Below are 26,937 nucleotides of genomic sequence, written 5' to 3' on the forward strand. Positions count from 1 at the left end.
TTATGACATTTTTATGCAACTTTGTTGATATACGAGGTAAGGTACTAGACAAAATAGTAGCTTTGCGTAATAAATTTTGGTACTTATATACAAAGACAACCCTATTAAAATAAGCTGAGTAAGTTTAGGTAAATTTGTTCATGAAAGTAAGTTAAAACAGGGAGGAAACTAAAGTCTCACTCCCATTCAGGTTAAGCGTTTTCAAATTCAACTCTAAATTCAAATACACTTAGTACTTTAAAATAGAGGATTTTTATACGCCTTTTGTAAGGGTAAATTTTTTTCATATTCTGATAAAATTAAGGTTAGGGCACTATTGCCTTCTTCATTTTTACAATGTACTCTAACCGCCTTACACATTACTAATATAGAAAAATAGTGAGATAAAATAAAGAGGGAGGAATCGTAAGTTCCTCCCAATAGGTTAACTAGAGCAAAATACAATTCTAAATTCAAATACACTAAATATTTTAATAAAGATTGATTTAATTTTTCTAGTCTTTCGGGGTAATTGTTTATCCATTCTTATAAAGAATTTAGTCAGGCAACATCGCCTTCTCTTTTGTGAGTGTTGTTACTGACTCCCCGAATTGCTAATATAAACAAACATTAAATAAAATGGAAACAACAATTTTAGGACTGACTATTGGAGTTAGCACATTAGGAAAAATAGGGGCTTTCGTTACCTTACTACTTGCCCCTGTTACACCTTCTCTTTTGGACAGAGACAGTGCCTGCCCCAAGTTTGGACGTTGGGGTCAGTACTAAGATAGCCACATCCTTTGTAAAATCCAAGGGGTGTGGTTTAAATCTTAATCATTATGGAAACAACAATTTTTAATTCGATTCTAGATTTGGTGAAAGTTTTTAAAGATGAAAAGACTTGTCACCAATACCTAGCTCAACAGAGATGGGAGGGTGAAATAAAGTGTCCTTACGAAAATTGCAACGGACAAGGAGCCTATGTTTTTAAAGATGGTATTCGATATAAATGCACCTGTTGTAAAAAGATATACACAGCAAAAACTAGAACATTTATGGAAGGTAGTAAATTACCTACAATTAAATGGATTTTAGCTATATATCTTATAATGCATAAGAATGGTATAAGTTCAGTACAACTAAGTAAAGATATAGGTGTTACTCAAAAGACATCTTGGTTTCTATTACAAAGGATTAGAACAGCTTTTGGTAATTTAAAGAATGATAGTGAGTTGACAGGAGTAGTTATGGCTGATGAGACATTTGTTGGAGGTAAGAATAAGAACAGACATTTTAATAAGAAAGTAAAACAATCTCAAGGTCGGTCTTTTAAAGACAAAACTCCAGTTCTTGGTTTGATGGAAGCTAATGATAGACAGGTAAAATGTTTTGTTGTAAAGGATACATCAACATACAGTATACAACCTATAGTGAAGGATAACGTTTGTACAGGGTCTATATTTGTTTCGGATGAGTGGCATGGATATAAAGGTCTTGACAGTATTTATGAGCACTACATAGTAGATCATTCTAGGAAAGAGTATTTAGGCAATCACGGTTATAGTACAAATGCACTAGAGGGTTTTTGGGCTATCTCAAAACGTTCTGTACATGGAACTTATATCAAGCTATCTAGAAAGCATATGCAACGGTATTTTGATGAGTTTTCTTTTAGGTATAACCTTAGAAATTTACCTATAAATTCTCAAATAAGTATATTTGTATACAAGTGTTTAGAAGGTAGATTAAAATACAAAGATTTAACTGCGTAACTTATGTCTAAGATTAATAGAAATAAAAAAGGTAATATGGGAGCTACATATAAACCCAAAGAGAATACATCTTCAAATGAAGAATTAAAAAATGATGGTGAGAAAAAGACAGTGGTTACAAGTGGGGATAAAGATCTTGATGAGACTATTAAAAAGCTGTTGAATATTCATCAAAAACATAAATAGGTTGGTTGTGTAAAAAGTGGGGACTGTTGATCCCCACTCAAACTAAGAACACTTATGTGACTTTGGTTTTGAACGTAAGTAGTAATCAGATCCGTTCTTGAGATTGGAACGATATACTCTTACAAATTTAGTTGGTTTTATTTTAACCATAGTTATAAATTAAAGTGTGAATAAATAACACTCAGCCTTCTCTTGACTAAGTTTCCATGGCCTTAGTTCAATTGAGGGCTACCAACCTATTTCAAATATAGTAAATTAATCAATACTGCGAACAACTAGATTTTTAGCAATAAAGGAGGAGATTACAATCATGATAGTGGGAATCCATATGGTAGCCACAGCATAAGGACTGAACAGTTTGTCTCCGTATATCATAACTGCAAGTAATTTAAACACAAAAGGTAAAAAGGAAATAGCAATGTTTATTTTAGAAAGTAATATAGGATTTGGAGAGAGTCTGACCAATCCATAAAACCCTACACCTAGGAGGTAAACAACTATAACTACAAGAGTTATTGAAAAGAACCCTCCAAGTAAGGAGAACATTCCAGCTAATTCCCATAAAGATTTCGCACCTAAAAGAGTATTTATAAACGAATTAAAAGGATAAAAAATGGCAAGTCTAAACAGTAGTTGAACTATAAAAGTCAAAATGATGGTAATAGGCCATCTTACAAAATTAGGTAAGGATTTCATACTTTGTCGTAATTAGAGTTAAAAATAGCGTAGCCGAAAAATCTCTAGTTACTCAGGGTTACGACGCCCTACACACGTAAAGACACAGCTACGCCATAACGGCGCACTTGTAATCTTGATCTGTGTGTTATATGCTTCTAGAGGTCGTAATTCGAGTAGCAATCAGATATTACAGGTACAAATTTCTTTAATATTACAAAAGTATGGATTAAAATAACAGAATGCAAAATTAAATATAAATAGGTACGGATTGTAGCTAAGTACCTAAATTTTAACCACTAAACATTTATGAATAAAACTCATTTTAAGTTTATTGCTGCATTTTTAGTAGGAACATCTTTTCTACAGTCCAAAGCACAGGAAACTTTATTGCTCCGAAATCCAAGTATTAGTGCCAATAATATTGCTTTTGTGTACGGAGGAGATATTTGGATAGCAGACAAGAATGGCGCAAATCCAAAACGTCTAACGACAAATCCTGGTGTCGAACAAAACCCAATGTTCTCTCCTGATGGAAAAAAAGTAGCATTTACAGGCAATTACGATGGTAATACAGATGTGTATGTTCTTCCTATTGAAGGAGGTGAACCCAAGCGTATTACATATCATCCATCTTCAGATGTATTACGTGGCTGGTTGAATAATGATGAGGTATTTTATACCACATCTCGTGATTTTACCTATGCGCTGAGTCCACGATTATATAGTTCTAATATCCAAAGATTAGGTATGGACAAAGCTTTATTGATGCCAGAAGCTAACCAAGGCAGCCCCTCTGCAGATGGACGTTATTGGGCTTATATCAAAAATACTGATCCTACGGAGCGCGATCGTGTAGCTTTCAAGCGTTACCGAGGTGGTGGTACACCTACTATTTGGATTTTTGATACAAAAACCAAGGAAATTGAGGCAATTCCACAGGTAAAAAGCAACGATGTTAAACCCCTTTGGTTAGGTAGTAAGGTCTATTTTCTATCGGATCGCGATAAAATAGTAAACATCTTCAGTTACGATACCAAATCAAAGAAAGTTGAGAAGCTAACGGATTTCAAAGACTACGATGTGCGATCGCTCAATGGAAATGGCAATGAACTTATTTTTGAGTATGCAGGCGTATTAAATACATTAAGCTTAAACAATAATAAGGTAACCGCCCTACATATTAATGTAAATACAGACGCCATGTTTAAGCGTCCTTTCTACAAAAATATTAAAGAGGACATTCGTTACGCGGCCCTTTCTCCTACAGGCCAACGTGCGCTATTCGAATCACGGGGGGAGATCTTTACCGTGCCAAAAGAAAAAGGTGAGGCACGTAATTTATCGAATTCACCAGGTTCTCATGAACGTTTTCCAGATTGGTCTCCCAACGGAAAATGGGTTTCTTATATCTCAGATAAGAAAGGCTCCTATCAGTTGGTTTTAGTAGACCAGTTTGGAAAGGATCAGCCTTTATATTTCAATCTGGGCGAAACCAATTTTTATTTTGAGCCGACTTGGTCTCCAGATTCGAAGAAATTATTCTATAACGACGCTCACCTCAATCTGTACTATATTGATATCGCATCTAAGGCTATCGTAAAGGTCGCAGACGATAAGCTGAGTGGACAAACCGGTAGAGTATCCAACCATTTTCAACCAAGCTGGTCTCCGGATTCAAAATGGATTTCGTTTACACGTACTTTGGAAAACGGCGTACCGGCTGTATTTATGTACAATCTGGATACAAAGAAAACGCAGCAGATTACAGACGGTATGAGTTCTGTTCGTAGTACTGCCTTTTCACAGGATGGTAAATATCTTTTCTTTACGGCAAGTACCAATACAGGGTTGACCAATTCTGGTCTACACATGTCGGCTACACAACGTAATGTTGATTATGCTGTATATGCCTTTATTTTATCAAGTAAAACCCCATCGTTCTTTAAGAACGAAAGTGATGAAGAGCAGATTCGTGAAGATAAAGCGGACAAACCAGCTGAAAAAGAGGACAACAAACCAGCTCGCGTAAAAGAAAACGATAAAAAAGCACCGAAAAAGGATAAAAAGGAAGAAGCTCCGGCTAATAAACCTGAAGAAAAATCCATTCAGGTCGATTTTGACCGTATCGAAAACCGCATTGTTGCTTTACCGTTGCCAGTTGGTACCTATTGGAATCTGAATGGTTTAGTCCCAAATCAGTTGACGTATCAGCGCGGAGGTACAATCGGGGCCTACGATTTTAAAGATCTGGAAAATAAGACATTGGTCGAGAATGCCCGTAGTTTTGTGATCAGCGCCGATGGTAAGAAAATGCTATATCAGACAGGGAATGGTTATAATATTGTGACGGCCGGACAGAAAGTTGCGTCTCCGACCGCAGGTGCAATAAAATTGGATGGTATCCAACAATTGGTAGATCCTGTTGCAGAATGGAAACAAGTCTTTAATGAAGTTTGGGCAATGCAGAAAGACTATTTCTATGTAGAGAATATGCACGGTGCGGATTGGAAAGCCATGAAAACCAAATATGAGAAGTTTCTCCCCTTTGTTAACCATCGTTCTGATTTGGGTTATTTATTGAACGAAATGATGGGCGAAATGGTTGTTGGACACAATTATATTTATCCGGGTGATCAACCTTCTACCCCATCTGTGTCAGTAGGTGTATTAGGGGCTGACTATACGATCAAAAATGGATATTACCAGATAGCTAAGTTATTTACACGTTTAGAATGGAATCCTTCTTTTAAGGCACCGTTGGCAGAACCGGGATTGAATATCAAAGAAGGCGATTACATTGTCGCTGTAAATGGTGTTGAATTAACAGAAGATAAGGATATCTATAGTCTATTTGATAATACCATAGACAAACAGGTCGCGTTAAAAATTAATTCTAAGCCATCGCTAGTTGGTGCTCGGGAAGTCATTGTAAAACCGATTTCTTTTGCAGACGAAATGAGCTTGCGTAGCATGGAGTGGGTGGAGCGCAACCGTAAGAAAGTAGATCAGTTAAGCAATGGACAAATCGCTTACGTATATATGCCAAATACAGGCCCTGAGGGGTATACCTACTTCAATCGTTATTATTTCTCCCAGATGGATAAAAAGGCTCTTCTGATGGACGAAAGAAACAATGGTGGAGGTTGGGTAGCCGATTATGTCATTGACTTACTATCCCGTGAATTAATATCCGGCTGGGGTATTCGTGATGGCAAGGGATTTACGACTCCAGGTAATGGTATTTATGGACCGAAGGCGATGATCATAAATGAAAATGCCGGTTCTGGAGGTGATATGATGCCGTATATGTTCCGTTTCAAAGGCCTAGGTAAACTGGTTGGTCGTACAACAATGGGAATTTTGGTCGGTATCAGTGGATATCCTCCGTTGTTGGATGGTGGACGTATTACCTCACCAAACTTTGGTGTATATGACCTGAAAGGCAACTGGATTATTGAAAATGAAGGCGTTGCTCCGGATATCTTTGTTGAGCAATTACCAAAAGATTTGTTGGAAGGACGTGATCCACAACTGGAAAGAACGGTGAAGATTTTATTGGAAGAAATGAAAACCTATCCATACAAAAATCTACAAAAACCTGCAGATCCAATACGGGTTAACTAATAAAGGAATAACTATAAAAAAGGGCTTTGGAAATAACTTCCAAAGCCCTTTTTGCATTTGTAGAGCTCGTTATCTTGCTTTGATAATTATTTTAAATCATCTGGGATAGGCTTTTACTAAATGGTCTTTTTCCGCTATTTTAATGAGGTAAAGGTTATTGAAATGTAGTGATTTTATAAAGTAACATGCTTTTATTGTTATCTTTAAAGCATATTTTAAATTTATGTACCCCGAGCAAACTACTTCCCCTTTTCAATCGTTATTGCGTTTGGTCCTGTTGGTCATCGGATTTACCTTCCTCTCACAGGTCATCGGTATCCTTATTCTCTTTTTCTACTACAAATTTACAGGACAGGCATTTTCAATGGCTACCCTAATGCAAGGATCAGCGAATGAAATGCGTTTTCTACTGCTGTTGAGTAGCTTGGGATCCTTTGTTGTACCGGCCTATCTGATGAATACCCGAGAGGGATATGGAATCAATTATTTTAAACAGGAATATGCGCCACGGGCAAAGCAGTTTGCATATATCTTTTTCGCAATGCTTGCTTTTATGCCATTGATGAGCTTAATAGGGCATTGGAACGAGTCGTTACAGTTGCCTGATAATATGAGATCCGTGCAGGTTTGGATGGAACGTAGTGAGCGAGAATCAGGAGATCTGATTGAGGGGATTATCGTAGAAACAAGTTTTATCGGATTCCTATTTAACTTGATGGTTCTGGCATTGATACCAGCTGTAGGTGAAGAACTATTATTTCGAGGTGTACTTCAAAATATTGTCGGAAGATGGATTTCCAACCCCCACGTTGTTATTTGGATTGTCGCTATTGTTTTCAGTGCCATACATCTGCAGTTTTTTGGATTTATACCACGGATGTTGTTGGGCGCATTTTTTGGTTATCTCTATTTATGGAGCAGAAATATTTGGTTGCCTATTTTTGGTCATCTTGTCAACAATGCAGGTGCTACGATCATGGCATTTTATTATACAAGAAATGGTAAAAGTTACGCTGAAATCAATGCATTTGAAGTGCAATCTTGGTGGATATATGTTGTAGGCTTCATTTTTACTGCTATTTTTGTATTCTTATTTTATCTGTCAACACAAAAAGGAAACCATGGAGAACGATTGGAAGAAAATTAAAACATATACAAATGCTATTCAGGCTGAAATAGTAAAACAAATGCTGGAAGAGAATGGTATTCCCGCTGTTGTATTAAATAAGCAGGATTCTTCTTATCTGTTTGGAAAAATAGAACTATATGTTAGTGAAAATTCGTTTAAAACTGCCGAAAGATTGATTGAAGAAGTAGAGGGAGAAAACTAAAATGAAGACAAGAGCGATAACCGGTGCTATTTTTGTAGCTGTCATGGTGGCATCCACCTTATTCGGACCATACCTATACAGTATCTTTTTTACACTGTTGAGTGCATGGTGTTTGTACGAATTTTATGGTATTGTGTCGTCTGAAGAACGTGCGCCTAATAAGGCCCTGGGGATCATTTTAGCGGTGACAGGATTCGCCGTAGGGTCTATGGTGGCTATGAACTTGCTGCAACCTAAATTTCTATGGCTTATTACACCACTGGTCAGTTTGACCTATATTATCTCACTTTTTCAAAAGCGAAGTTTTCCCTTTAATGATATTGCTTATACTTTTTTGGGGATCTGTTATGTCACATTTCCCTTCTTTCTTTTTGCGAAACTGGGATTTATCCATGGTGTATATAATCATTATATTCCCCTCGGGTTTTTAATATTGCTCTGGACCAACGATACCGGAGCATATCTGGCGGGTAGAAGCTTTGGTAAACATAAATTATTTGAGCGGATCTCTCCGAAAAAGACGTGGGAGGGATTTTTCGGAGGTTTTATTTTAGCTATTGTGGTGGCTATAAATCTTGAAAAATATTTTGGGAGTTTGCCATTGTGGCAATGGATTATTGTTGCCATGATCATCAGTATTATTGGATCGTTGGGAGATCTGGTTGAATCGATGTTAAAGCGGAGCTTACACGTCAAGGATTCGGGCAGTATCTTACCAGGACACGGAGGTTTTCTGGACCGTTTTGACGGCTTATTATTAGCAGCACCAATGGTTTACGTATTCTTAATTTTAATCAGTTAAAATAATTATGAGTCACATTCAAAAATCTACCTTTGATTTTTTGACCGAATTAAAGGAAAATAATACAAGAGAATGGTTTGCAGATAACCGGGAGAAATATGAGTCAGCATTGGCTGATGTACGGAGTTTTCTAACGGATTTAATAGCCGCGCTGAGTGAATTTGATCCTAAAATAAATACCTCCATACAAGCCAATAAATGTCTGTTCCGTATCTATAGAGATACCCGTTTTTCAAATGACAAGACGCCCTATAAGACCTGGTTTGGAGCCGGAATATCTGTTGATGGAAGAAAATTGCGTGGACCTGAATATTATATTCATATCGGTGCTGAAAATTCATTTATTGCCTGTGGCTACTGGAGGCCAGAGAAGCCGCACCTGGAGGCTATAAGACAAGAGATAGACTACAATGGCGAACAATTGGCTATGACGCTAAATGGATTGCTGGATGATGGAAAAATAAATCTTTTCAAGGAGGATCTGTTAAAACGTGCTCCCGCAGGTTATGGCGAAGATAATCCCTATATTGATTTTATCAAGTTAAAAAGCTTTGTTCTGGATCAACCCTTGACGATCAAAGACCTGTCAAACAAAAATGCATTGGATAATATTATCGCCTCTTATAAAAAGATGCTACTATTCAAGGAGTTTTTACAAGAAGCGATCGACAGCGAATAGTCTATTCTGGTAAACTAATTTTGCCCATACAGACTGCCGGGGAATCTTTTATATGTTCGACATTAGATTTGTTTCCTGTGAGAGTCTCATTGGCTAGCAAGGCGAATAATACCGCTTCCTTCGCATCAGGATCAACTCCTAATGTAGCGAAGCTCTCCACCTTGATGCCCGGCAGATTTGCTTTGATGTACCCAAAAAGTAACGGATTATGTAATCCACCACCACTGATATATACCGAGAAATTCGCTAGCCCAAGGGCTTGCCGACGTATGCCGTTGATCATTGCTTGAGCCGAAAAGCGGTTGAGTGTTGCCATGACATCTTCTACTGAGAGATCTAACGTCTCTGAACGTTTTTGAGCCTCTTTCAGGTAGTCAAGATTGAATAATTCCGGACCTGTTGTTTTTGGGAACTCCAAAGTTAGGAATTCTTCCGTCAGGAGCTGCTTCAATAACGACTCATTTACTGTCCCCTTTTTTGCAATCATGGCATCTCTGTCCATCTCTTGGTCAAAATGAGCTTTCATATACTGGTTCATCATTGTATTTCCTGGTCCTAGATCTGTCGCATAGGCTTCCAGATTACTTTGATGACTCGGTATAAAGGTAAAATTAGAAATGCCGCCTATATTCAGTAAAAATCGGTTTTCAGTAGAATGGGAAAAAAGAAGATAGTCTCCATAAGCTGCTAATGGTGCCCCCTCTCCTCCTGCGGCAATGTGTTTTTGTCTAAAATCTGACAGTGTAATTATGCCCGTATGTATGGCAATATGATCTCCATCTCCGATTTGCAGTGTGCTATTTGGCCAATTGAGGTCCTTCGTCAACGATTGCGGCGCGTGGTATACCGTCTGTCCATGACTAGCGATGCAGTCTATCTCGTTAGCTGAAATATTCCAGCTTTCAAGAGCTTGGTTGATCAGGTTAGCATGGGTGATACCTACGTATGCATTGAGGCCCGAAAGTAACTGTTGGTCGATGGTTCTTTTTGCGAATATTTCACGGACTTTGGCTCTAAATGTATCCTCATAGTCCATTGTGATGAATTTTTCTAAACTTATTTTTGTGGTCTTTCCGGCGTTTTCAATACGGCACAATGCAATATCAAGACCGTCTAAAGATGTTCCAGACATTAAACCAATAATAAAACGCTCTTTTTTTAGCGCGATCTGATAAAGTTTTTCGATTTGAGGATTCATAATCTAAAAATAAACACAAAAATCTTATAATGAATATCATTTTTGACAATTGAAGATATTTTGTAACTTCACGGCATTAAAAATCAAAAAATTAGATACAATGAATTTTCCAGCAGAATTGAAATACACCAAAGATCACGAATGGATTCGTGTTGAAGGTGATGAAGCAGTTGTAGGGATTACCGATTTCGCTCAACGTGAATTGGGTGATATCGTTTTTGTTGACATTAACACTGTAGGTGAAGAAGTTGCCGCAAATGAAGTTTTCGGTACAATCGAAGCTGTAAAAACAGTTTCTGATTTGTTTTTGCCTGTAGCAGCTACAATTTTATCAGTTAATGATGCAATTGATGCTTCTCCTGAATTGGTGAATTCTGACCCATATGGTGAGGGCTGGATTGTTCGTATTAAATTGAATAATGTAGCAGACGTAGACGCATTATTATCTGCAGATCAATACAAAGAAGAAATTAACGCTTAATATCGTTGTGGTAACAAAAAAAGGGGCTTAGTTTTAAAATTAAGCCCCTTTTTTTGTTACCATCTATTGGCATTTTATGACTGTTTTGATCTTTGCTTCAGGCATATCTACATCACTGGTCATCTCTGTTATTTTAGTCAGGCAAGTCTTTTTATCCAATACATAGAATCCTTGGATACTGCCGACCTGTTTTGCGTCGGATCCAAACATTTTTCCTTCCACATTTACCTTATAACCCTGCTCATTTACTTCGGCGAGAGTCATTTTGTTTTCGACCAGTAGACCCGATTCTTCGGATTCTGATTTTGAACTCCATGATTCTCCAATACCAATGGCATGCTCAGGCAATACAGTGCTAATATTTTCAAACATACTGCGATCAAAGGGAAGGTTGACACCTTCCGGCAATTTTATATCAGAAGATTTTCCCAAATGATCTATTGAAAAGCTGATCTTACTATTTACTAGCTTGCCTACTGTAGCATGCATCTGTTTTGAAAATTCATTTGCTTCTGGATTTTTGGAGTCATAGGTCATTTCCATGGCTTCTCCGCTCATTTTCATGTTGATATCAGTGTATTTAAGCTCAAATAGAAAGGAATTGTCTTTCTTGGCTGTATTTGTAATATCAAAGCCCATTGTTAAGTCTGTCACAATCTTCTGTTCGCCAGTTTCGATATCCATTGCCATGATAACATTTTGCGCTATTTTCTTTCCCTCGTCGGGATTCACCCGTAGGGAATACTTCTTTTGGGCTGATACAGATAGGACTACAAATGCGAATACAGTCGTCAAAGCTATTGTTTTTAGTGTTTTCATCTATTGGAATTTTTGTTAGTAATAACAGGACAGATAAATATATAAAAAAATCCCTTTTACTGATTGTAAAAGGGATTTTTATTTGATTCAAAAAAGAATCCAATTATTTTTTGATGTAAGATACTTCTTTTACAGCTTTAACTACTTTTTCTACATTAGGTAAAGCCGCTTCAATCAATGTTGGCGCATAAGGAAGAGGTACGTCAGCACAATTCACACGAATTACAGGAGCGTCCAAATAATCAAATGCATTGCGTTGTACATTAAATGCTAAATCAGTAGAGATTGACGCCAAAGGCCATGCTTCCTCTACGATAACCAGACGGTTTGTTTTCTTTACAGATTCAATAAGCGTAGGGTAATCAATAGGACGTACAGAACGCAAATCGATCAATTCTACACTGATACCTTCTTTTTTCAATTCTTCAACTGCAGGAATTACAACACGAGGAAGCATTTTACCGAAAGAAACAACAGTAACATCAGTACCTTCTTGAATGATATTTGCTTTTCCGATTTCCAGGTAGTACTCTTCTTCAGGAACTTCGCCTTTATCACCGTACATGACCTCAGATTCCATGAAAATAACTGGATCTGGATCAATAATAGAAGATTTCAATAAACCTTTAGCTTCGTAAGGGTTTGAAGGAACAACCACTTTCAAACCTGGTGTATTTGCAAACCAGTTTTCAAAGTTTTGAGAGTGTTGTGCTGCTAGCTGACCTGCATTTCCTGTCGGGCCACGGAAGACCATAGGGATAGAAAATTGTCCACCACTCATGGAGTGGATTTTTGCAGCAGCATTGATAACTTGGTCAATCGCAACAAGTGAAAAGTTGAACGTCATAAATTCAACGATTGGTTTTAGACCGTTCATTGCTGCACCAACAGCAATACCAGCAAAACCAAGTTCAGCAATAGGTGTATCAATGATACGTTTTGCACCGAATTCATCAAGCATACCTTGGCTTACCTTATAAGCTCCGTTATACTCTGCAACTTCTTCACCTAATAAAAATATTTTGTCGTCTTTACGCATTTCTTCGTTCATTGCTTCACGAAGTGCTTCTCTGAATTGTATTTCTCTCATCAGTTGTAAAATAGTGTCAATTTTTAGATTACAAATCTACTATTTAAAATTGATATTTTGAAGATTTGACTAGCCTAATTGTATAGTTTTATGTCATTTTTTAATAAGTAAATGACTTTTGTATTAAATTTTGGAAAATAAGTCCGACAAGAAATCCAATGTTTGTATAAGTGCCTTATTACTATTCATTATTGCTAGTGGAATGTTCCACGTGGCACGGTTTCTTTTTTCTACGTAGTTGGAGATCCCACGGAGCTCAATCACCGGAAGTTCCATTTTATCCGCGGCAAAAAAAACGGCTGCACCTTCCATGCTCTCGATACAACTGTTGGGGTTGATCCGTAGAACTTTTGCAATACTATCGGCATTACCATGTACCTTATTCACTGTAATGCCATGTCTTTGGGCTAAAAAGGGAAGTGCTACATTTTTGCCTTGAAGCAAAGAAGACTCGAATTTGGATTTTCCGAAACCCAACTGTTCGATCGGGATAAACAGTAGGTCATCTTCTGCACCCAATTCTACTAAAGATTCTGAGGTGACCTGCACGACCTCTCCAATTTTCAGGTTGCGGTCAAAGCATCCCGCAATACCTATATTTATAAGGAGATCATATTCGTTTTCATGTAGTATCCGTCCTAATTCAAATGCTGTTGCAACCATCCCTACACCTGTGATTACCGTATCACAATTGGGGTAGTTGGCTGCAACCTCAAGAAAAGGCTGAATTTCGAATTGCGTGGCGGCTACGATTAATATCTTCATGATAGACTTCATTTAATAGTATGCGAAAATTACGAATTATCGTGGAGCTCTTTAGCACATTAAAATAAAAATCAGCAGATGATCTTTGCTGGTTAATTATATTACCATATTCTGACGGCATTCCTAAAATAGAAATGTTAAAATTGGGCCTAAAGCCGTATCTTTGTATTATTATGATATTTATAACTCGTCGTGAACGTTTTTGTGCAGCACATAAGCTGTATCGTGAAGATTGGAGCAATGAACAAAATGAACAAGTGTTTGGACTCTGTTCTAATCCAAATTGGCATGGGCACAATTATGACCTTTTTGTCACAGTGAAGGGGGAAGTAAATCCCGAAACTGGTTTTTTGATTGATTTAAAGATCATGAAGGAAATTATCAATCGCAGCATCATTGATAAAGTGGATCATCGTAATTTCAACCTGGATGTTGATTTTATGAAAGGTGTCATGGCTTCTACAGAAAATATTGCTATTGAGATATTCAAGATCCTGAAACCACTTTTTGAAGAACAAGGAGTGGCACTGCATAGTGTTCGTTTGCACGAAACCGAAAATAACTACGTCGAATATTTTGGCGATTAATCTTTAATACATTTAAATAGTAGAAACTATGAGTCAACACTCATTTGACAACGAAGAGTTGGATGGATATATTAAGATCGACAAATACAATACTGAAAAAGTAGATCGCATCGCTTCTCATTATACAGATATATTGGAATGCCTGGGAGAGGATCCTAAGCGTGAAGGTCTGGTAAAGACTCCTGAGCGTGTCGCTAAAGCCCTGCAGTTCTTGACACATGGATATGATATCGATGCTGCTGAAGTGCTGAGAGGAGCCATGTTTGAGGAAGATTATAGCCAGATGGTGGTTGTAAAGGATATCGAAGTGTACTCTTTGTGTGAGCATCACATGTTACCTTTCTTTGGAAAGGCGCATATCGCTTATATTCCAAACGGACATATTGTGGGTTTGAGTAAAATTCCTCGTGTCGTAGATATCTTCGCTCGCCGTCTGCAAGTACAAGAGCGTCTGACCAACGAAATCAGAGACTGTATCCAGGAGACACTAGGTGCGCGTGGAGTTGCTGTTGTGATGGAGTGCAAACACATGTGTATGGCCATGCGTGGTGTACAAAAACAGAATTCTGTTACAACAACCTCGGCATTTACAGGAGCATTTCAGAATGACGTGACACGATCAGAATTTTTACGTTTGATCACAGCGGATCTTGCTTAATATTTTTATCGTTAAATAATGAAAACAAGCCCTCGAAAAGCACGTCTTCTCGAGGGCTTGTTTTTTGATGAAATTTGGAAATAAATACAAAAATCAAAAAAAGAGGATATTGCGTTTTTGGGCTTTTAAGGCAAATCACTAAAAAATTTCTTTACAAACCGATAATTATATCTTTCTGTTTTTCAGTTGTTTATAAAAAAATATTTTTATCATAAAAATGTTTTTTGGTACCTTTGTGGTTATGGAAATTGTTGTCGACGATTTGGAGTCCTATTTGGAACATACTACAGACGATGAAAATTCGTTATTGAAAAGGGTAAATCGGGAGACATATTTGAAGGAAACAATGCCCCATATGTTATCTGGTCATTACCAGGGAAGAGTTCTTTCTTTATTGAGTAAATTGGTTGCTCCAAAACGTATTTTGGAGATCGGAACTTTTACGGGATATGCAACATTATGTCTCGTAGAGGGTCTTCAGCAAGATGGTGTTTTACATACCATCGATATCAATGAAGAGCAACAGGAAAGAGTCCAAGGTTATTTTAATACGTCTGAATTCGCAGATAAAATTAGATATCATATTGGCGATGCAGCGGAGATTATCCCCACGTTGAATGAGACATTTGATCTGGTATTTATTGACGCTGATAAAAAGAGAAATTTATATTATTTCGAAACGATAATAAATCAAGTTCCGTCTGGGGGACTTATTTTGATTGACAATGTCTTATGGAAAGGTAAGGTGTTAGATTCAAAACCAGACAACCAAACAAAGCAGATCATTGATTTGAATGCACGTTTAGCTCAGGACAAGCGCGTAGAAAAGGTAATATTACCGATTCGAGACGGACTTTTTGCGTTGCGCAAGAAGTAATTTGAGAACTAAAACATTCTTCATGAATTTAAAACAATTAAAAAGCTTTGTACTGGTACTGGCTTTGGCAACTTTTGGAATAACAAAAGTTTCAGCTCAAAGTGCGGCATATGTCGATAAGTACAGTCCAATAGCAAAAGAAATGATGGAGGAACACGGAGTTCCGGCATCGGTTATCTTAGCCATCGCTATGCATGAAAGCGGAAATGGTGGTAGCAGGATAGCAAAGAATTTGAATAACCATTTTGGTGTCAAAGGAAAGAACAGAAGTACCGTTATTCGGTCAGCTTACAAGGGTTATAGGTCTGTATTAGACTCATATGATGACTTTGTAGGAATAGTAAAAAGAAAGAAGACTACTCAAAGCCTTTTTGAAAAACATCCAGGAGAAAAATATGAAGCTTGGGTAAAGGCGATAGCTCGTTCGGGATACTCTACGAGTAGAGACTGGACAGCGAAAGTACTTAAAACGATCAAACTATATCATCTTGATATGTTTGATAACGGTTCCAAGCAAAATAAATTCTCGTCAACAAAAAAATAAGCACGATATTATTGCATGAAGAAGTTTTTTTATGGCATGTTTGTATTCATGATGTTGATTACATCATGTTCAAGCCGGAGAGGCACCTTATCGTCCTCTAAATCCGGATCCAATTCAAAAACTTCTTCATCTTCTTCCGTAGGCCGACCCACCATGGCTGGGAATGACTACATTGCTCAATATAAAGATATTGCAATTGCAGAAATGAACAAGTATGGTATTCCGGCCAGCATTAAGCTCGCTCAGGCTCTGCTGGAGTCTGGCAACGGAAATAGCTACCTAGCACGTGAAGCAAATAATCATTTTGGTATTAAGTGTGGCGGCGTATGGAAAGGTAAATCCGTAACCCGTCCCGACGATAATATTAATGATTGTTTTCGTGTATATGACAATCCTCAACAATCGTTTAGGGATCACTCCGAGTTTCTGCTACGCCCCCGTTATTCGGCTTTGTTTAAGCTGGATAAGGATGATTACAAGAGCTGGGCTAAGGGACTGAAGGCTGCAGGATATGCAACCAACCCCCGCTATCCGGATCTATTGATAGAAATGATAGAACGATATCATCTTGATCAATATGACCGAAGAGAGACACCTAAGGAGAAAGTCGTGCGTGAAGAGGTTGTAAAAGAAGAAATTGTCCAGAATGTTCAGGAGACCCCTCCTGCTACCGTGAAGACTGAGGAGATCAAAAGCCCTTTAGCGATGCGTATTCACGAGGTGAAAGCGCAAGAAACGCTTTATTCGCTTAGCAAGCTCTATAATGTATCTGTCGAACAGATCAAATCATTAAATGGCCTTACAGATGAAGTATTGTCCCTAGGACAGCTATTGGTTATATCTAAATAGTTACGTTTTAAAAGATGTTAAATATTTCAGTTTTGTATGGCGATATAGTAGTTTTACGAAAGTGAAACTAATACGTTATATTTTTCTGTTTGTCGCCATACTAGGCCTTCCCTCCCTACTTTTTTGTCAAGAAAAGAAAGTCGAGGGCATCGTATTTGACAAAAAAACCAAACAACGTATCGGAAATGTGAAACTTGCCAATCTAAGGACGGGAGAGGTATTCTATAATAATATTAAAGGTGAATTTGACTTTTCTGCCCGGATAGGTGATCAGATTGTTGCAATGAGCAAGGAATATTTTTCAGACACCCTTGCTGTTGACAATAAGGGATTATTGTTGTTTCATTTAATCCGAGAGTCGATCTATATTGATGAGGTGCAGGTATTGGCACGAAAGAGCCCTGAGGAAATTCTGAAAAAAGCAAAAGAAGATTATGAGAAGGCCTACCGGCTGGCCGGATATGGTGATGTATTTTCGGTGGGGCCTACTGGGGCAGGACTGAGCATCAACTCTATTTATAGCCTATTTAGTAAAGAGGCCAAAAGGGCGCGCAGACTGACTAAAACCATAGAAAACGATTATAAGGAAAATGTAATTGATTATAAATTTACGAAGGCACTTATTAGTAAGGTCACAGGCCTCAATTTTGAGGAGTCAGAACGATTTAGGAGAATATTTAGACCATCCTATTTTTTCATTCTGGCAGCGAGCGATTACGAGGTAACAAATTACATCAAAGATTGCTACTCCCGCTATCGAATGAACCCTTCTCAATATTTTATTGAGCCTTTTCCAACAATTAATTATAAATTAGTACCGTAAACAAAAAATAGACGTTTTCAGAATGAAGTTTTTCAATTTTGTCGGCATGGCTTTGCTTTGCCTTTCTTTTACAAGCATAAAGGCACAGGATCTGAAAGATCTTAGAGCAAAACCAGATACCGTAATTTCTGTCCAAAAAGAGCAACCTTTAAATATCAAAACCATTCGTCCGGTGGTTCCCAAGCTCAATCTTGAGGTTGATTACTGGAAGCATTGGACAAAGTTTGGGATTAATCTAAACCAGGCATCCTTTAACGATAACTGGAAAGGTGGAGGTGTGGGTTCCATTGCTATTGGTCTCAATGCCAATCACAAATCAGACTATACCCGGGACAATTTTAATTTCGTGACAGAAGTCGACCTCCGGTATGGTAAGATCAAGAATACGAATAATATCGCTAAAAAGAATAATGACCGTATATTTTGGGATAACAAGTTATCCTATAAACTCTCCGCTAATTGGGCGCTATTTACATCGATTACCTTTGAGTCACAATTTGATGCGGGATACAAGTACACAAGCAGAAATGGTAAGGATACAATAGACTATATTGAAAACGCGTTTATGGCGCCAGCTTATTTGACCGAGTCTTTCGGTCTTGAGTATAAGCCGAGCAATGAGTTTTCATTGCGTTTTGGTACGGGTACCGCACGGCAGACCTTTATTTTGGATGAGCGTGTAAAACCTCGTTCGGTAGACGGCTTTTATGATAAATATGGATATTATCTGTTACCGGACATGAACAAGCCAGAAGGCGAAGGTAATCTCCGTAAAGGAACGGGAGAACGATTTGGTGTCAAGGAAGACCGTTCTTTCTCCAATGCATTGGCATTTCAGATAACGGGTAACCTAGACAAGAACTTTACAGATAAATTGAACGTAAAGGCGCGTTATAATCTATTTGCTAATTATGAGAAAATTTCAGACCCAACCCATCGTCTTGATGTTACCATAACAGCTAAAGTAACCCGTGTAATCAACGTCAATCTAAACGGGATTATGATCTATGATCCGGATGTTATTTCAAGAGTTCAATTGAGCCAGTCATTGGCTATGGGAATAGTTTATAGTTTACCAAAATAATGTTTAAACCAGTGTCAATTGGGATCATACTTGCTGTGTTGATGTCTTTGGCGAGCTGTAAGTCCAAGGGACATGCCGCTGTGTCCAGACCATTGGTCGCTTCTTTTGCGCCCGCAGTTGTATTGGAACAAAAGGTTGTTGTCAAACCCGATACGAATCAATTGACACCCCAGGAGAGAAAGGTAATCTTCCTGCAGAAAACAGGGGTTCACTCCGAATGGCGTCAAGCAGAAGCTATTCACTATGATGTTCGCAAGCCAAACTTTGTGATCATCCACCATACGGCACAAGATAGCGTCGGTCAGACCATCAAGACGTTCCAGATTCCACGGACCAAGGTGAGTTCACATTATGTGATCGGCCGCAACGGTGAGATTATCCAGATGCTGAATGACTATGTCCGCTCGTGGCATGCCGGTGTGGCTAAGTGGGGATCCATTGTGGACATGAATTCCTGCTCTATCGGAATAGAATTGGACAATAATGGCAGGGAGCCTTTTCCAGATGCCCAGATCAATTCGCTGATGACTGTGTTGGATACTTTAAAATCACGATACCTAATACCTGACAATAATTTTATCGGTCATGCAGACATCGCCCCGGCGCGTAAAAATGACCCCAGTGTTTTCTTCCCCTGGAAGAAGCTTGCGAACAGAGGATTTGGTATCTGGTATGATGAAGGCCAACTGATTACTCCTCCTGATAGTTTTAATGCCATTGATGCGCTTAAAATAATCGGGTATGATACCTCTAACCTAAAGGCTGCTATCGTCGCATTTAAACGTAAATTTATTGTACGGGATACAACACCCGAGCTGACCTTATATGATAAGAGCATACTTTACAATATTTATAAGAAATACTAGTAAGCTGTCAAAATACGAATTTTGATAGATGATGCTAAATAGGATATTGATCTAAGTCTATTAAAAACGAAAAGTCCGGATTCGAAGCGAATCCGGACTTTTTTTATATTGGGGGGATTAAGAAGACCATTCCAAATTAAATACAACCTCGTAATCAGGCATCTATTTGCGAGTAAGCCACTTTATTTTTCCAGATTGTTTCTATTGCGTATTGCTTCTATTTGGTATAGCAGAATTATTTCTGAGCGAAAGCTGTATAAAATATGCAATTATCATGACGGCCAGACAGCCAATGAGATTCAGCCAGAGAAAAGGAATTTTGTCTAGGTACCAGATGCCGACGACAAAGATTTCAGAGAGGATCGCAGCGATAAAAACAGCCTTTCCCTGAATTTTTTTTAGATAGAAAGCAACAATAAATATGCCTAGTATCGTACCATAGAATAAGGAACCCAAGATATTCACGGCCTCTAACAGATTGCCCAGCTTGTTAGCATATAGCGCAATAACCACGGTGAAAATACCCCAAATTAAGGTAAATATACGAGACCAGAGGAGATCCTGCTTTTCGGTCGCGTTGCGGTTTATAAAACGTTTGTAAATATCTATGGTCGTCGTTGATGCAAGTGAGTTAATAGCACTGGCTGTAGAGCCCATAGATGCCAGAAAAATAACAGCGATCAACAAACCGATCAGACCTTTCGGAAAGGCTTTGGTTACAAACGAAAGGAAAACATAATTATTGTCGTTAGTCTCGGCTGCAGGGTTGTTTTTTTTGATAAGTGTCAGTGTACTGTCTTTTACTTGCTGCATCTGTGCATTCAATCGATGCAACGCTGAGCGGGAGGACTCGATGTTCCCCTGATCATCCTGATCCAGCGCTGTACTGAGGCCATTGACGAGAGATTCACGTTGTTGGAATAGTCGAGTATGTTTTTGTTCAAGTTCTTGGTAGGAAGCCGCATATGGGCTTTCTTTCAACTTCTGTACTTCGACCTGGTTAAAGAAGATCGGAGGTTGGTGGTATTGATAATAGGTAAATACTAGAACACCAATCAGCAGGATGGCAAATTGCATCGGGATCTTTAAAAGGCCATTCATAATTAGCCCCATTCTGCTTTCCCTTATGGAAGATCCGGTTAGATAACGTCCTACTTGGCTCTGGTCTGTGCCAAAATAAGAGAGTTGTAGGAAAAATCCTCCGATCAGGCCAGTCCACAAGGTATAATTGTTATTCAGATCAAACGTGAAGTCCAGTGCATTGGTTTTACCTGATTTACCGGCGATATGAAGCGCTTTCGAAAGACCGATGTCTGCTGGAAGAAGATGAATGACAAGCATTCCTGCAATAAGCAGAGATCCAAATATTATGCTCATCTGGAGCAATTGTGTATGGGATACCGCTTTTGTACCACCGTAGGTGGTGTAGATAACCACAAAGCTTCCGATGACTAATGTTGTTAGGGTCAGATCAATATGGAGAATAGTTGAGATGATGAGCGATGGTGCAAAAATGGTAATACCAGTGGAGATACCCCGTTGGATCAAAAATAGTAATGCTGTGAGCCCCCGGGTCTTGACATCGAAACGTTTCTCAAGAAATTCGTAGGCTGTGAAAACCTTAAGTCTTTGAAATATTGGGATAAAGGTAATACAGAGTACAATCATGGCCAATGGGAGACCAAAATAAAACTGTACAAAACTCATTCCCGAAGAATACGCTAATCCGGGAGCAGACAAAAAAGTAATGGCGCTCGCTTGAGTAGCCATTACCGAAAGTCCGACATGGTACCATGGCAAAGAACGATTGCCCAAAAGATAACCATCAATATTTTTGATCCCTCTACTTTTATAGATGCCGTAAGCGACAATCGACAAAAGTGTTAGCAATAGAACAGCCCAATCTACTGTACTCATGAATAATGTTTGGTAAAAAAGTACAGAAAAAGGATAAATATAAATAGCCAGATAACGACCATCCAATAGTAGCGTTTCCAGCTATTCATCCTGTATTTTATCTGTCTGAAGGCTTTTGAGGATAGATAACACTGTTAAAAAACGCAGCGATAATCAATCCAATAACCGCACCGCCAATGATGCTTAAAAATGTCTCATTTGCAGCGAAGCCAATTAATGCACCAAATACTACAGCGACTAAAAGGATGATCCCTTTTGCTTTGCCAGCATCTATCGTTGTGCAGTTGTTGTCAATCTGATTTTCCATTGTGATATTTTATTTTGATTTTGATAACAAATTTACAAATAATCTGTAAGCTCCAGGAATTCCTGCAGGTAATTGTCTAAAAAAAGATAGCGATGTATAGACAAATTTCCCTTTTCCGTAGTCCGTGATCAATAATGATCCGTTGTGTAAAGGCTCCCCGGAATCTTGTATGGCAATTGGTGTACGGTATCTCTTGTCGATATTTTCAGCGAAATACAATCCCCTCTCCTGTACCCAATTGTCAAAGTCTGCTTTTGTAATTTTATTGGGATAATTGAAAACTGGATCTTTTTCGTCAAAATGAACATCGGCAAGTTCATCGGTAACCCGACTCCTTCCAAGGCTAAAGGCATAGGGACCAAAATTTTTCGAAACCAAGCCATTGTTTACGTTGTATTGCTCGAGGACAGTTCCGCCATTATTGACATAATCCAATAGTCTATTTTGAATCTGTGCGATGTCTTTATTAACATTGAAGATCCTCACACCCAAGATGACCGCATCATAGCCTGAAAGATCACTTTTTAATAGCTGTTCGCTTGTTAGCACGTCCACTTTGATGCCAATTGCACTGAGCGATTCCGGAATTAGATCTCCTGCGCCATGAATATAGGCTACTTTTTTTACCTCATTGCTTAGATTGATATTGCTCATTTTTATAGCAACATCTGGGAAATAGACAATCTCAGGAATATGGTTATAACCTATAGTTTTTATCTCTTTTAGTCTATCCTTTTGATTGACTTGAAAAAGCAGTGTATCAATGGACGAAACAGTAGCATCTAAGGGGCTTATTGTGATCTCTTTAGAGAGATCGCTAACACCAGAGGTAAACTGGAGTTCAAATGAAGCAGGAGATATTTCCCAGCCTTTTGCTCCAATGGTCTTTACACTAAAGGATTGTGCTGGATCCTGTCCATTTTTTTGGAACAATAGGTTTACTTTGACAGATTGGGCATTTTGAGTCAAAGCCAATGGACTTGAACTCTTTGCAGTGAGCAGTGGAAGGACAACTATTGGATTATAGATTTCGCCACGAACGGGGTCAGTATATTTATATTGTATATTCTGGTCAAATGTGATTGCAGTACCATTGATCAATAATTCAAAGCGTACTTTTGGATTATTGGGGTTTTCGGGATAACCGGTGAGATTGAAATCACTGACATTAAATTTTCCTTTGGCGTGAGGTTCATTTAGCCAATAAGGCTGTGTTGAATTTGTTGTACTAACAGCAATAGCATCTTTTAAAAGAAGATTATTGACAAGGTTTTTATGGATCTCTTTGCCATTTAACTTAGCCAATTGTACGGTAACATCTGGACGTCTTGCAATAATGGCGTTGTCGACATTGATCTGATCACCTACCGCATAATTAGGATTTTTTGCGATACTTTCAAACCAAATTCCAGCACAGGCTAAGATTAATTTCTCTACCTCCTTTTTCTTCTCATTTTTCCAGTACGCGTCATTGATCTGATCAAGTGCTTTATAGAGCTGGATCAGATCGGGCAAAGCCGATTCAGGTTTGTCCATTTGATAGTTCTGATTGACTTTTGCGATCAGTGACTGTACTGTTCCGCTATTTGCGACCCTTTTCCAGGAAGTATCTATTCCTTCCAGTGGAGAAGCTTTTGCGGGAGTACCATCGACATACTCAAAATACTCGATAGAAGAACCACGTTGAGTGGCCGATCCGAAGCCTTGGCTTTTGTGGGAAGAACGGCTATGCGCGGCAATTTCACCATAGGAAGCACCTATCAGCGCATTATAGTTTCCGATATCCACTTTTAGCTGATCTTCGCTAGTGTTGTCCTGTCCGCCGAAATTAAAAGTATTCCAAAGGAGGCGTTTCGCTTGCCAGGGTTTGACGTATTGAAGCTGCTCTGGAAACTGTTTGGGATCGGCTGCGGCTTTGAAAGCTTCGTGTGCCAACATCGCTGAGGCCTGGTGGTGTCCATGTCCCCCCCTAGCATCAGGTGGAAACCTTGTTATGATGACATCAGGTCTGAATTTGCGGATCAACCATACCGCCTCGGCGAGCACCCTTTGTTTGTCCCAGAAGGCAAACGTTTCTTCGGGCGTTTTGGAAAACCCAAAATCATACGCAGAGGAGAAAAATTGTTCCCCTTTGTCGATCTTTCGCGCAGCAAGAAGTTCTTGCGTACGGATCAGTCCCAGTTCGATGCCCTGTTCGGTACCGATGAGATTTTGACCTCCGTCACCACGAGTTAGGGATAAGTAGCCTGTTCTATATTTTTTCTCCTGGGCAAGCCAGGCGATCAGACGGGTATTTTCGTCGTCTGGATGTGCTGCAAAATACAGAACAGAGCCTAAAACATTCAGTTTTTCTAGATTAAGCTTGATCTCGGCGGCATTCCACTGCGGATTTTGTGCTTGTACAGTTGATTTTGACAAGATACTAGCTAATAAAATAATGATGGAAAGAAAGGGTTTTCGCATGCTTAAAGATAAAGATTTCATCCAAAACAGCATTGTTTCACATTGTAATTTTAATGTATATTAATCACTCTTGAGGACGCAAAAATCAGAGAAAATAAAGGAGTTAACTTTAAATACGTACAAAAACAAAAAACGGAAATTCCAACCAAGTTGAAATTTCCGTTTAACAATTAAAATATTTTTTCCTGAAACGAATTTTTAGAGAATAGTTATTTTGTCGCTTCGCTCCAAGTGGCAACCTTTAACATAGTAAATATATGTAGAAAATATTTAGTTCTGTCAGATTCCTTCAATTAGTTTTCCACATTGCTAAATTTTGTCAACAATTTAGCTTTTGGGCAACTAAAAATATGAAAAGAAAGTTTCACTTCAGGGTGTTTAATCAAGCGAAATTATTTGTCAATTGCTCCTAAAACACGTTTCATGAACATATTTAAGGCATCTTTTTTCGAATTGCCTTCTTTTATCAATTTATCAACCTCTACTGCTCCGTATAGGTTAGAAATTAATTCACCGATCACGTCAAGTTCCTCATCTTTCAATGGAGCTTCGGTAAGAGCTTCCAATGTCTCGATGGTCTCCAATACATAGTCGACATCATTCTGTTCGATGAATTCTGTAAGATGTTTAATTACCGGCAGCTTCATTGAATAATTCTACTAATGCGTCCAACTTATTTGTTTGTACTTGATTCACCAATTTGCCGTTTTTAAATGCAGCAAATGTAGGCAGGTTATTGACGTTCGCCAATTTGCGTGATTCGGGGAATTTTTCTGCATCAGCGATGATAAAAGGAACACCCTCATTTTCGCCAGATAATTTCTTGAATTTTGGTTTCATGATTTTGCAATTACCACACCAGGTAGCAGCATACTGAACCATCACAATATCGTTATTGTTTACAATTTCTTGTAAATTATCGTTTTCTAATTCTTGTAACATGATTTTATTATTAAGGTGATTGATGGAGAAATCAACAGGAGCCGGGATAAAGGCCCCTGTTGATAAGACCTAGGGTCTTTTATTGTTAGTGTTTAGCTAAATAGTCAGCTACACCTTTTCTGTCTGCATTCATTGCATCTTTACCTTCTTCCCAGTTTGCAGGACATACTTCGCCAAATTTTTGTACGTGAGCGTAAGCGTCGATCAAGCGTAAATATTCTTTTACGTTACGGCCCAAAGGCATATCGTTTACAGACTCGTGGAATACACGGCCAGTCTCGTCGATCAAATAAGTAGCTCTGTAAGTAACAGCAGATCCTTGTGCTAATGTACCGTATTCAGGATGCTCAACTTCTTGAACGTCCAAGATACCCAATACGCTAGATAAGTTGCGGTTAGTATCAGCTAAAATAGGATATTCAACACCTTCGATACCGCCATTATCTTTTGCAGTGTTTAACCAAGCAAAGTGAACTTCGTTTGTGTCGCAAGAAGCACCGATTAAGATTGTGTTGCGTTTTTCAAATTCAGCAGCAGCCTCTTGGAAAGCATGTAATTCTGTAGGACATACAAAAGTGAAATCTTTTGGATACCAAAATAAAATTACTTTTTTACCTTCTTTAACTGCTTTTTCGAAAATGTTGATCTGCAAATTGTCGCCTAAATAATCGATTGCATCTACCGTAATGCTTGGAAAACTTTTACCTGTGAAACTCATAATATATCTTTCTTTTTTTGTTGTCACAAAGATAAGGCAACTCTGATCAAAAAGCGAATTGATTTTACCAATACACTATCATCAAAATCTATTATGACTAGAATATAACAATAAGTTTTTATTATATTAATATGTGGTGGATGATGTGTTTATACAGGAGCTAGGTCATCCCTGAGAAATAAAACAATTCATACTGGGGTAGTTACAAATTAATGCATCAAAATAGTTGCACAAGTGCTACGCAAAACCTACTTTTGCGACGTTCTATTTCAAAATAGCGCAATGCTGGAGGGGTTCCAGAGCGGTCAAATGGGACGGACTGTAAATCCGTTGCTTCGGCTTCGAAGGTTCGAATCCTTCTCCCTCCACATTTTTTTCCTTTATAAAATTCACTTTAAATTTTCCTGTCAAATAGATGAGCACATTGCACTGATTGCAATCCGTCTCCATTGTCCGGTGTGTACTGTTATGCAGCGGTAGTTGAGGTATTGTTGAGCATCATCATCGAGCTATTTTTTCTTAATGATGGAGGTCTACAAAAAATATACAACGGATTTTCATGTAGCTATTGACTTATTTATAAAATAAACCTAAGTTTGGCTTTTGAAAAGGCCCCGTAGTTCAACGGATAGAATAGATGTTTCCTAAACATTTGATAGCAGTTCGATTCTGCTCGGGGCTACATAAGGAGAAGTGATATTATTAATGTCGTTTTTCAATTGCAGGAGAAATACTATAAAAGGTATTTCTCCTGTTCTATTTTAAGACATAATCATCTTTGCTATTTTGTATAAGTCTCCTGTCGGATGTATAGATTGTTCATTTTTAAAATAAAAATATACAATTTGGATTTGTGAGATAACAGTGCTATCCAAGTAATGTAATATCTAATTGC

At 38.3% G+C, this 26,937-nt stretch carries 28 protein-coding genes and 2 tRNA genes; 19 read left to right on the plus strand and 11 right to left on the minus strand.

All coding sequences use genetic code 11. The features are described 5' to 3' along the window. The first annotated feature begins 618 nt into the window (after window positions 1-618). Genes AC07UV_RS21295 through AC07UV_RS21305 form a run of 3 tightly spaced genes read left to right on the plus strand, consistent with a single transcriptional unit; the run spans window position 619 to window position 1,940 of the window. A complete protein-coding gene (locus AC07UV_RS21295; RefSeq protein WP_495185213.1) occupies window positions 619-768 on the plus strand; it encodes a hypothetical protein in 150 nt (49 codons plus the stop codon). Between the two features lie 53 nt (window positions 769-821). Then, window positions 822-1,754, plus strand: coding sequence for an IS1595 family transposase (locus AC07UV_RS21300; RefSeq protein WP_495185214.1), 933 nt, complete (start codon window positions 822-824; stop codon window positions 1,752-1,754). 3 nt (window positions 1,755-1,757) lie between these two features. Continuing rightward, window positions 1,758-1,940 carry a hypothetical protein gene (locus tag AC07UV_RS21305; protein ID WP_495185215.1) on the plus strand — a complete coding sequence of 61 codons (183 nt, stop codon included), beginning with the start codon at window positions 1,758-1,760 and terminating at the stop codon, window positions 1,938-1,940. Between the two features lie 255 nt (window positions 1,941-2,195). Here the strand turns inward: AC07UV_RS21305 and AC07UV_RS21310 are convergent, their stop codons facing one another. Then, window positions 2,196-2,636, minus strand: a complete 441-nt coding sequence (locus tag AC07UV_RS21310; protein WP_495185216.1) for a hypothetical protein — start codon at window positions 2,634-2,636, stop codon at window positions 2,196-2,198. Window positions 2,637-2,924: 288 nt separating this feature from the next. Here AC07UV_RS21310 and AC07UV_RS21315 point away from each other — a divergent pair, with 288 nt between their 5' ends. From AC07UV_RS21315 to AC07UV_RS21335, 5 genes are all read left to right on the plus strand, one after another. Next, window positions 2,925-6,242 (plus strand): S41 family peptidase, encoded by a 3,318-nt coding sequence (locus tag AC07UV_RS21315; protein WP_495185217.1) that lies wholly within the window; start codon window positions 2,925-2,927, stop codon window positions 6,240-6,242. 223 nt (window positions 6,243-6,465) lie between these two features. Then, window positions 6,466-7,389 (plus strand): CPBP family intramembrane glutamic endopeptidase, encoded by a 924-nt coding sequence (locus tag AC07UV_RS21320; RefSeq protein WP_495185218.1) that lies wholly within the window; start codon window positions 6,466-6,468, stop codon window positions 7,387-7,389. Continuing rightward, window positions 7,364-7,573, plus strand: a complete 210-nt coding sequence (locus AC07UV_RS21325; RefSeq protein WP_282251451.1) for a putative signal transducing protein — start codon at window positions 7,364-7,366, stop codon at window positions 7,571-7,573. Before AC07UV_RS21320 ends, AC07UV_RS21325 begins: the two co-directional genes overlap by 26 nt. A gap of 1 nt (window position 7,574) precedes the next feature. Further along, a complete protein-coding gene (locus AC07UV_RS21330; protein ID WP_495185219.1) occupies window positions 7,575-8,375 on the plus strand; it encodes a phosphatidate cytidylyltransferase in 801 nt (266 codons plus the stop codon). Between the two features lie 7 nt (window positions 8,376-8,382). Further along, a complete protein-coding gene (locus AC07UV_RS21335) occupies window positions 8,383-9,054 on the plus strand; it encodes a DUF2461 domain-containing protein (RefSeq protein ID WP_495185220.1) in 672 nt (223 codons plus the stop codon). A 1-nt stretch (window position 9,055) separates the two neighbouring features. On the opposite strand, the gene AC07UV_RS21340 is transcribed toward AC07UV_RS21335, so the two are convergent. Then, window positions 9,056-10,252 (minus strand): anhydro-N-acetylmuramic acid kinase, encoded by a 1,197-nt coding sequence (locus tag AC07UV_RS21340; protein ID WP_495185221.1) that lies wholly within the window; start codon window positions 10,250-10,252, stop codon window positions 9,056-9,058. Window positions 10,253-10,352: 100 nt separating this feature from the next. On the opposite strand from AC07UV_RS21340, the gene gcvH reads away from it, so the two are divergent. After that, complete coding sequence (gcvH, locus tag AC07UV_RS21345; protein WP_120261313.1) at window positions 10,353-10,733, plus strand: glycine cleavage system protein GcvH; 381 nt, start codon at window positions 10,353-10,355, stop codon at window positions 10,731-10,733. A gap of 63 nt (window positions 10,734-10,796) precedes the next feature. Here gcvH and AC07UV_RS21350 read toward each other — a convergent pair whose 3' ends face one another. The 3 genes from AC07UV_RS21350 to mqnB form a co-directional block, all read right to left on the minus strand. Then, window positions 10,797-11,552, minus strand: coding sequence for a DUF6263 family protein (locus AC07UV_RS21350; RefSeq protein ID WP_282251458.1), 756 nt, complete (start codon window positions 11,550-11,552; stop codon window positions 10,797-10,799). A 103-nt stretch (window positions 11,553-11,655) separates the two neighbouring features. Beyond that, window positions 11,656-12,642: a pyruvate dehydrogenase complex E1 component subunit beta gene (locus tag AC07UV_RS21355; protein WP_120261315.1), complete on the minus strand. Its 987-nt coding sequence runs from the start codon at window positions 12,640-12,642 to the stop codon at window positions 11,656-11,658. A gap of 123 nt (window positions 12,643-12,765) precedes the next feature. After that, on the minus strand, window positions 12,766-13,407 hold the full coding sequence (gene mqnB / locus AC07UV_RS21360) for a futalosine hydrolase (RefSeq protein ID WP_495185222.1): 642 nt from the start codon (window positions 13,405-13,407) through the stop codon (window positions 12,766-12,768). Between the two features lie 173 nt (window positions 13,408-13,580). On the opposite strand from mqnB, the gene AC07UV_RS21365 reads away from it, so the two are divergent. The 8 genes from AC07UV_RS21365 to AC07UV_RS21400 all read left to right on the plus strand — a co-directional run bounded on the left by AC07UV_RS21365 (window position 13,581) and on the right by AC07UV_RS21400 (window position 19,695). Then, window positions 13,581-13,994, plus strand: a complete 414-nt coding sequence (locus AC07UV_RS21365; protein ID WP_282251461.1) for a 6-pyruvoyl trahydropterin synthase family protein — start codon at window positions 13,581-13,583, stop codon at window positions 13,992-13,994. 28 nt (window positions 13,995-14,022) lie between these two features. Then, complete coding sequence (folE, locus tag AC07UV_RS21370) at window positions 14,023-14,652, plus strand: GTP cyclohydrolase I FolE (protein WP_104384782.1); 630 nt, start codon at window positions 14,023-14,025, stop codon at window positions 14,650-14,652. A gap of 241 nt (window positions 14,653-14,893) precedes the next feature. Beyond that, window positions 14,894-15,529 (plus strand): O-methyltransferase, encoded by a 636-nt coding sequence (locus AC07UV_RS21375; protein WP_495185252.1) that lies wholly within the window; start codon window positions 14,894-14,896, stop codon window positions 15,527-15,529. 22 nt (window positions 15,530-15,551) lie between these two features. Next, window positions 15,552-16,073, plus strand: a complete 522-nt coding sequence (locus AC07UV_RS21380; RefSeq protein WP_495185223.1) for a glucosaminidase domain-containing protein — start codon at window positions 15,552-15,554, stop codon at window positions 16,071-16,073. Window positions 16,074-16,088: 15 nt separating this feature from the next. Beyond that, window positions 16,089-16,922, plus strand: coding sequence for a glucosaminidase domain-containing protein (locus tag AC07UV_RS21385; RefSeq protein WP_282251464.1), 834 nt, complete (start codon window positions 16,089-16,091; stop codon window positions 16,920-16,922). 61 nt (window positions 16,923-16,983) lie between these two features. After that, window positions 16,984-17,745 (plus strand): hypothetical protein, encoded by a 762-nt coding sequence (locus AC07UV_RS21390; RefSeq protein ID WP_282251466.1) that lies wholly within the window; start codon window positions 16,984-16,986, stop codon window positions 17,743-17,745. 22 nt (window positions 17,746-17,767) lie between these two features. Next, window positions 17,768-18,829, plus strand: a complete 1,062-nt coding sequence (locus tag AC07UV_RS21395; protein ID WP_282251468.1) for a DUF3078 domain-containing protein — start codon at window positions 17,768-17,770, stop codon at window positions 18,827-18,829. Next, window positions 18,829-19,695, plus strand: a complete 867-nt coding sequence (locus AC07UV_RS21400) for an N-acetylmuramoyl-L-alanine amidase (protein WP_282251471.1) — start codon at window positions 18,829-18,831, stop codon at window positions 19,693-19,695. Before AC07UV_RS21395 ends, AC07UV_RS21400 begins: the two co-directional genes overlap by 1 nt. 201 nt (window positions 19,696-19,896) lie before the next feature. On the opposite strand, the gene AC07UV_RS21405 is transcribed toward AC07UV_RS21400, so the two are convergent. From AC07UV_RS21405 to AC07UV_RS21430, 6 genes are all read right to left on the minus strand, one after another. Continuing rightward, on the minus strand, window positions 19,897-21,612 hold the full coding sequence (locus AC07UV_RS21405; RefSeq protein WP_495185224.1) for a sodium:solute symporter family protein: 1,716 nt from the start codon (window positions 21,610-21,612) through the stop codon (window positions 19,897-19,899). Between the two features lie 97 nt (window positions 21,613-21,709). Continuing rightward, a complete protein-coding gene (locus tag AC07UV_RS21410) occupies window positions 21,710-21,919 on the minus strand; it encodes a hypothetical protein (protein ID WP_259184981.1) in 210 nt (69 codons plus the stop codon). Between the two features lie 9 nt (window positions 21,920-21,928). After that, entirely contained in the window at window positions 21,929-24,403 is a 2,475-nt protein-coding gene (locus tag AC07UV_RS21415; RefSeq protein ID WP_495185225.1) for a PIG-L family deacetylase, read from the minus strand. A 371-nt stretch (window positions 24,404-24,774) separates the two neighbouring features. After that, complete coding sequence (locus tag AC07UV_RS21420; protein WP_077436919.1) at window positions 24,775-25,029, minus strand: DUF6952 family protein; 255 nt, start codon at window positions 25,027-25,029, stop codon at window positions 24,775-24,777. Next, the gene (locus AC07UV_RS21425) at window positions 25,010-25,324 is read right to left on the minus strand and encodes a thioredoxin family protein (protein WP_172392504.1); all 315 of its coding nucleotides are present in this window, start codon (window positions 25,322-25,324) and stop codon (window positions 25,010-25,012) included. Before AC07UV_RS21425 ends, AC07UV_RS21420 begins: the two co-directional genes overlap by 20 nt. 85 nt (window positions 25,325-25,409) lie before the next feature. Continuing rightward, entirely contained in the window at window positions 25,410-26,042 is a 633-nt protein-coding gene (locus AC07UV_RS21430; RefSeq protein WP_120261326.1) for a peroxiredoxin, read from the minus strand. 287 nt (window positions 26,043-26,329) lie between these two features. Here AC07UV_RS21430 and AC07UV_RS21435 point away from each other — a divergent pair. Both AC07UV_RS21435 and AC07UV_RS21440 read left to right on the plus strand, forming a co-directional pair. Further along, window positions 26,330-26,410 (plus strand) — tRNA-Tyr (locus AC07UV_RS21435). Between the two features lie 242 nt (window positions 26,411-26,652). Further along, window positions 26,653-26,724, plus strand: a tRNA-Arg gene (locus AC07UV_RS21440). Window positions 26,725-26,937: the final 213 nt, after the last annotated feature.

The organism is Sphingobacterium sp. GW821-FHT03E03, assembly GCF_059420745.1.